This window comes from Bradyrhizobium sp. P5_C11_2, from assembly GCF_054049755.1.
Genome location: NZ_JBFULT010000407.1, coordinates 1 through 6951, shown reverse-complemented (window position 1 = coordinate 6951; position 6951 = coordinate 1). Strand labels below are relative to the sequence as shown.

Annotated in this window: 5 protein-coding genes; all 5 read right to left on the bottom strand. The window is 64.6% G+C overall.

All coding sequences use genetic code 11. From position 1 onward, the window contains the following. Positions 1 to 251 precede the first annotated feature (251 nt). Positions 252 to 2408 (bottom strand): polyribonucleotide nucleotidyltransferase, encoded by a 2157-nt coding sequence (gene pnp, locus ACXJL8_RS29235; RefSeq protein ID WP_456618513.1) that lies wholly within the window; start codon positions 2406 to 2408, stop codon positions 252 to 254. A 463-nt stretch (positions 2409 to 2871) separates the two neighbouring features. Beyond that, positions 2872 to 3141, bottom strand: coding sequence for a 30S ribosomal protein S15 (rpsO, locus tag ACXJL8_RS29230; protein ID WP_018644188.1), 270 nt, complete (start codon positions 3139 to 3141; stop codon positions 2872 to 2874). Between the two features lie 2 nt (positions 3142 to 3143). Continuing rightward, positions 3144 to 4262 carry a tRNA pseudouridine(55) synthase TruB gene (gene truB / locus ACXJL8_RS29225; RefSeq protein ID WP_456618512.1) on the bottom strand — a complete coding sequence of 373 codons (1119 nt, stop codon included), beginning with the start codon at positions 4260 to 4262 and terminating at the stop codon, positions 3144 to 3146. Then, positions 4259 to 4690 (bottom strand): 30S ribosome-binding factor RbfA, encoded by a 432-nt coding sequence (rbfA, locus tag ACXJL8_RS29220; RefSeq protein ID WP_456618511.1) that lies wholly within the window; start codon positions 4688 to 4690, stop codon positions 4259 to 4261. The genes truB and rbfA overlap by 4 nt, the downstream gene beginning before the upstream one ends. A gap of 155 nt (positions 4691 to 4845) precedes the next feature. Beyond that, a partial coding sequence (gene infB / locus ACXJL8_RS29215; protein WP_456686037.1) for a translation initiation factor IF-2 occupies positions 4846 to 6951 on the bottom strand: 2106 nt, incomplete at its 5' end.

Sequence of the window (6951 nt, the reverse complement as noted above, 5' to 3'; positions counted from 1 at the left end):
GGCCTGGACCAAGGTGATGAACCTCGACCGGTTCGACATCACGGGCTGAGTTGCTGCACCTCTCCCGCTTGCGGGAGAGGTCGCGCCGTAGGCGCGGGTGAGGGTTCTCTCCTCGTTGGGAGTCTCTCTGCGGAGACACCCTCTCCCCGACCCTCTCCCGCGAGCGGGAGCGCAGCGCTCCCGAAGTAAGCGGCAAACAAAAAGGGCGGCCTCTCGGCCGCCCTTCGTGTTTCCGATGTGCGGAGCGAGACTTACTCGCCGGCCGCTTCGCGCGGAGCCTTCTCGCCGTCGCCGCCCTTGGCCTCGAGGTCCTCGCCGGTGGTCTGGTCGACCACCTTCATCGACAGCCGGGTCTTGCCGCGGTCGTCGAAGCCGAGCAGCTTGACCTTGACCTTGTCGCCTTCCTTGACGACGTCGGAGGTCTTCTGCACGCGCGCCGAAGCGAGCTGGCTGATGTGGACGAGGCCGTCCTTGGAGCCGAAGAAGTTCACGAAGGCGCCGAACTCCATCACCTTGACGACGGTGCCCTCATAGATCTGGCCGACTTCCGGCTCGGACGCGATCGACTTGATCCACTTGATCGCGGCCTTCATCGCCTCGCCGTCGCTGGAGGCGACCTTCACGGTGCCGTCGTCCTCGATGTTGACCTTGGCGCCGGTCTTCTCGACGATCTCGCGGATCACCTTGCCGCCGGTGCCGATCACTTCGCGGATCTTGTCGGTCGGGATCTTGAAGGTCTCGATGCGCGGCGCGTATTCGCCGAGCTCGGCGCGGGCGTTGGTGAGCGCCTTGGCCATTTCGCCGAGGATGTGGATACGCCCATCCTTGGCCTGACCGAGCGCGACCTTCATGATCTCCTCGGTGATGCCCTCGATCTTGATGTCCATCTGGAGCGAGGTGATGCCCGCTTCGGTGCCGGCGACCTTGAAGTCCATGTCGCCGAGATGGTCCTCGTCACCGAGGATGTCGGAGAGCACCGCGAAGCGCTTGTCTTCGAGGATCAGGCCCATCGCGATGCCCGCGGTCGGCCGCTTCAACGGCACGCCGGCGTCCATCAGCGCGAGCGAGGCGCCGCAGACCGAAGCCATCGACGAGGAGCCGTTGGATTCGGTGATCTCCGAGACCACGCGGATCGTGTAGGGGAACTCGTGATGCGGCGGCAGCACCGGGTGGATCGCGCGCCAGGCGAGCTTGCCGTGGCCGATCTCGCGGCGCTTGGTGCCGCCGAGGCGTCCGGTCTCACCGACCGAGTAGGGAGGGAAGTTGTAGTGCAGCAGGAACGTCTCTTTGTACGTTCCCGACAGCGCGTCGATATACTGCTCGTCCTCGCCGGTGCCGAGCGTGGTCACGACCATCGCCTGGGTCTCGCCGCGGGTGAACAGCGCCGAGCCGTGGGCGCGGGGCAGCACGCCGACTTCGGCGATGATGTTGCGCACGGTCTTGCTGTCGCGGCCGTCGATGCGCTTGCCGGTGTCCAGGATGTTCCAGCGAACGATCTTGGCTTCGAGCTCCTTGAACACGCCGCCGATGCGCAGCTTGTCGTATTTCGGCTCCTGCCCTTCGGGGAAATAATGGGCGATCACCTTTTCCTTGACCTTGCCGACCGCGGCGTAGCGATCCTGCTTGATCGGAATGGCGTAGGCGGCGCGCAGTTCCTGCTCGACGAGGCCGAGCATTTCCTTCTCGAGCGCCGCATTGTCGATCACGGTGACCTCGCGCGGCTCCTTCGCGGCCTTCTCGGCGAGATCGATGATCGCGTTGATCACCGGCTGGAAGTGACGGTGACCGAACATCACCGCACCGAGCATGATGTCTTCGTTCAGTTCCTTGGCTTCCGATTCCACCATCAGCACCGCGTCGGCGGTGCCGGCGACGACGAGGTCGAGCTGGGTGTCGACCATCTCGTCGAGCGTCGGGTTGAGCACATATTCGTCATTGACGAAGCCGACGCGCGCGGCGCCGATCGGGCCCTTGAACGGAGCGCCCGACAGGGTCAGCGCAGCCGATGAGGCCACCAGCGCCACGATATCGGGATCGTTCTCCATGTCGTGCGACAGCACGGTGACGATCACCTGGGTCTCGTTGCGCCAGCCGTCGACGAACAGCGGACGGATCGGGCGGTCGATCAGGCGGGAGACCAGCGTCTCCTTCTCGGTCGGACGGCCCTCGCGCTTGAAGTAGCCGCCGGGAATGCGGCCCGCGGCGTAGGTCTTCTCCTGGTAGTCGACGGTCAGCGGCAGGAAGTCGACGCCTTCGCGCGGCGCCTTCGCGGCCACCACGGTGGCGAGCACCACGGTCTCGCCGTAGGTCGCGACGACGGCGCCGTCGGCCTGGCGCGCGATCTTGCCGGTTTCAAGCTTGAGAGGGCGTCCACCCCAGTCGATCTCGACTGAATGCTTATTGAACATAGAGGTCTTCTTTCATGGGTTCTCGAAAGAAGGGACGGCTCGAAAAACAAAAACCATGCGCAAGATTGCGGGACGCCGATCGAAGCGGCGATCAGCGTCCTGCGATCCTGCCATGGTTTCTGGATTTCGGATGGCGTCCATCCTTTCGGGTCATACGGGCGCCTTGCCCGTTGCGCCCAGCCGCCGGATTGCTGCTGGACTGTCAGTCGGCACGAACGCGAACACCGAACCTCGGTCTTCGCCCATCATGCCCCGGATGCGAATCATCACTCGAGTATGATCCGGAAAAGTGCGAAGCGGTTTTCCGAAAAGATCATGCTCAAACAACAATCCAAAGTGCGATTCTTATCGCGCTTTGGGCCCGCACCCGACGCGTACGCAGCCTCGATCAAAAACCTTTAAACAAACGCTTTCGTTCGAAACCACGCGCGAAAACGCGCGCCGTTGGCGCGCGCAGGAACACTTAACGACGAATGTTGTGCTTCTCGAGCAGCGCCTTGTAACGCGCCTCGTCCCGCTTCTTCAGGTAGTCGAGGAGCGAACGGCGGGTCGAGACCAGCTTCAAGAGGCCGCGACGCGAATGGTTGTCCTTCACGTGGGTCTTGAAATGGTTGGTGAGGTTGTTGATGCGTTCCGACAGGATCGCGACCTGAACCTCCGGCGAGCCGGTATCGCCGGCCTTGGTGGCATTCGTCTTGATGACTTCCGCTTTGCGTTCTGCGGCAATCGACATCGTCAATTTCTCTCGTTGCGACCGGAGCTGGCAGTCAGGCCGGTCAGGTTGAACACACGCTTGGGGATGATTTCGCCATTGCCAACTTCAGCAAGCGCGAGAAGCCGGCCTGCCACCGTGACATAGACTGTGCCGCTACAATTGGGCGCATCCCGTCCGCGCAACAAAACGGCCTGGCCCCGATGGAGCCTTGCCGCATCAGCCCGAGTGACGGCCAGTGCCGGGATGTCGTCCAGCGCGGTCTCAACGGGCATAAGCGCGTCGGCGAGGCTGCCCTCGCCGGACGCGGCTCTATCGCACAAAGCCTCCAACTGATCCAGCGGAATCATGTCGTTTTCGCCGAATGGGCCGACCAGCGTCCGCCGCAGCGCGCAGATATGGCCGTAAGTGCCGAGAATCCGGCCCATATCGCGGGCCAGGGCGCGCACATAGGTGCCCTTGCCGCACTCCGCCTCGAACGTGGACCTGTCGCTATCCGGTTGATCTACAAGGGATAAATGGTGAATCTCGACCGGGCGGGGGGCCAGTTCCACGATCTCGCCGTCGCGGGCGAGGTCATAGGCGCGCTCGCCCTGGATCTTGATCGCGGAATAGCGCGGGGGAACCTGCTCGATCACCCCGGTGAAGCGGGGCAGCAGGGCCTCGATGGCCTCCCGGGTCGGGCGCTGGTCGGAGGTCGCGGTGATCCGGCCCTCGATGTCGTCGGTATCGCGCTCCTCGCCCCAGCAGACGGTGAAGCGGTAGCGCTTGCGGCCGTCCATGACGAAGGGAACCGTCTTGGTCGCCTCGCCGAGCGCGATCGGCAGGCCGCCGGAGGCGAGCGGATCGAGCGTACCGGCGTGTCCCGCGCGCTTGGCCTGGAACAGGCGCTTGAGCACGGCGACGGCCTGCGTCGAGGTCATGCCGATCGGCTTGTCCAGCACGACCCAGCCATGGACGTCGCGCCGGTCGCGGCGCGGCTGATTGCCCTTCTGCTTGTTGGCCCGAGGATCGTTGTTGACGCGGCGCGGCTCCTGATGCGGCTGCGTATCGCCGCCGATTTCCGCAAAATTATTTTTCTGCACATCGCGCGCATCGGGCTCGTCGCCGCCGATCGTGCCGTGAGCCGGGTCCATCATCATCGCTCTTCTTCCCGATCCGTATCCGGATCCTGTTCCAGGTCCTTCTGCACCGCAGGCGTTCGCAAAAGCTTCTCGATCCGTTCCGCCTCGTCGAATCGTTCGTCGACGCGGAAGCGAAGGTCGGGTGCAAATTTCAGGTTAACGCGCCGCGCGACTTCGCCGCGCAGGAATTTCTTGTTGCGCTCGAGCGCCGCGATGACGACCTCGGTGTCGCGGCCACCGAGCGGCATCACGTAGATTGTCGCGAGCTTCAGGTCGGGCGACATCCGCACCTCCGGTACGGTGATGATGTGACCTTCGAGGTCCGCATCATGCACAATGCCTTGCGCCAGAATATCGGCCAACGCATGGCGAACCTGCTCGCCGACGCGCAACTGGCGTTGCGAGCCGCCGGTGGCGGAACTCTTCTTCTGATGGTGGCGGGGCATGGTTCGAAAATCACCTCGTCATGCCCGTGTTTGGGACACGAGCATTGTCATTTGTCCTGTTGAAACGAATGAGGCGGATGGCCGGAAAAAATCCGGCCATCGCACTCCCGCAATTTCAGCTCAAAAAGATCCGGGCGCTTCGGTAAGATTTGGACTTACAGGGAGCGCTGGATCGTCTCCACGCGGTAACACTCGATCACGTCACCTGCACGCATGTCGTGATAGTTCTCGAAGGCCATGCCGCATTCCTGGCCGGACTGGACTTCCTTCACTTCGTCCTTGAAGCGCTTCAGCGTCGACAGCTTGCCTTCGTGCACGACGACGTTGTCGCGGATCAGGCGCACATTGGCGCCGCGTTCCACGGTGCCGTCGGTGACGCGGCAGCCGGCGACCTTGCCGACCTTGGAGATGTTGAAGATCTCCAGGATCGCGGCGTTGCCGAGCATGGTCTCGCGCAAGGTCGGCGCGAGCAGGCCGCTCATCGCCTTCTTCACGTCGTCCACGAGGTCGTAGATGATGTTGTAGTAGCGGATCTCGATGCCGTTGCGCTTGGCGGCCGCGGCGGCCTCCTTGTTGGCACGGACCGAGAAGCCGATGATCGCGGCGTTGAAGCCTTCCGCGAGCGTCACGTCGGATTCCGAGATGCCGCCGACGCCGGCATGCAGGATGCGGGCGGCGACTTCGTCGGTGCCGAGCTTCTCCAGCGAGCCGAGGATCGCTTCCAGCGAGCCCTGCACGTCGGCCTTGATGATCAGCGGGAATTCCTTGCGGCCCGCCGTCTTCAATTGCGACATCATCTGCTCGAGCGAGCCGCGCATGCCGGAGATCGAGGCAGCCGCGTTCTCGCGCTTCTGGTGCGCGCGGTAGCTCGTGATCTGGCGGGCGCGGGCTTCGTTCTCGACCACGGCGAGACGATCGCCGGCTTCCGGCGGACCGTTGAAGCCGAGCACCTCGACCGGCACCGACGGGCCGGCCTCGTCCACGGTCTCGCCCTGATCCGAGATCAGCGCACGGACGCGGCCCATCTCGGCGCCGGCAACGATGATGTCGCCGACACGGAGCGTGCCACGCTGAACCAGCACGGTCGCGACCGGACCGCGGCCGCGGTCGAGCTTGGCCTCGATCACGGTGCCTTCGGCCGGGCGCTCCGAATTGGTCTTCAGGTCGAGGATGTCGGCCTGCAGCGCGATCATCTCGAGCAGCTTGTCGAGATTGGTCTTGTTCTTGGCGGACACTTCGACGTCGACGACGTCGCCGCCGAAGGATTCGACCTGCACCTCGTGCTGGAGCAACTCGGTGCGCACGCGCTCGGGCTTGGCGTCGGGCTTGTCGATCTTGTTGATGGCAACGATGATCGGCACCCGCGCCGCCTTGGCGTGGTTGATGGCTTCGACCGTCTGCGGCATCACGCCGTCATCGGCCGCAACCACCAGCACGACGATGTCGGTGACCTTGGCGCCGCGGGCGCGCATCGCGGTGAACGCGGCGTGGCCGGGCGTGTCGATGAAGGTGATCTTCTTGCCGCTTTCCGGCGACAGCACCTGATAGGCGCCGATATGCTGGGTGATGCCGCCGGCTTCGCCGGAGACGACGTTGGCATGACGAAGCGCGTCGAGCAGCGAGGTCTTGCCGTGGTCGACGTGACCCATCACGGTCACGACCGGCGAGCGCGTCTCGGTGTCGGTGGAATCGTCGGTGGCGTCGAACAGGCCTTCTTCGACGTCGGACGCGGCCACGCGCTTCACGGTGTGGCCGAGCTCCTCGGCGATCAGCTGCGCGGTGTCGGCATCGATCACGTCGGTGATCTTGTGCATCGCGCCCTGCTTCATCAGCATGCGGATGACGTCGACCGCGCGCTCGGCCATGCGGTTGGCGAGTTCCTGGATGGTGATCGCTTCCGGAATGATCACCTCGCGGATCAGCTTTTCCTTCGGCTCGTTCGAGGCGTGACCCTTCAGGCGCTGGGTACGGCGGCGGAACGACGCGATCGAGCGCTCGCGCACTTCGTCGGCATTGAGCGCGGTGACGAGCGTCAGGCGGCCGCGTTCCTTCTGCGGGCCCGGCTTGTGGGTGGTCTTGGGGGCTGCGACGGGCCGCATGGCACCGCCGGGACCGCGGCGGATCTGCCGCGGACCGTCATCCTCGTCCGGTCCGGCTGCGACGCCGGGGGCAYGACCCGGCGCGGCCGGCCGCTGCGCGGTCGTCGTCGCCGGTCGGGCGGTGGTGGTTGCAGGTCGCGACGTGGTCGTCGCGGGCCGCGG

What these genes read in the sequence shown, in the direction of transcription:
- rbfA (WP_456618511.1), bottom strand. Translation starts at nt 4,690, where the DNA reads ATGCCCCGCCACCATCAGAAGAAGAGTTCCGCCACCGGCGGCTCGCAA.
- rpsO (WP_018644188.1), bottom strand. Translation starts at nt 3,141, where the DNA reads ATGTCGATTGCCGCAGAACGCAAAGCGGAAGTCATCAAGACGAATGCC.
- truB (WP_456618512.1), bottom strand. Translation starts at nt 4,262, where the DNA reads ATGATGATGGACCCGGCTCACGGCACGATCGGCGGCGACGAGCCCGAT.
- pnp (WP_456618513.1), bottom strand. Translation starts at nt 2,408, where the DNA reads ATGTTCAATAAGCATTCAGTCGAGATCGACTGGGGTGGACGCCCTCTC.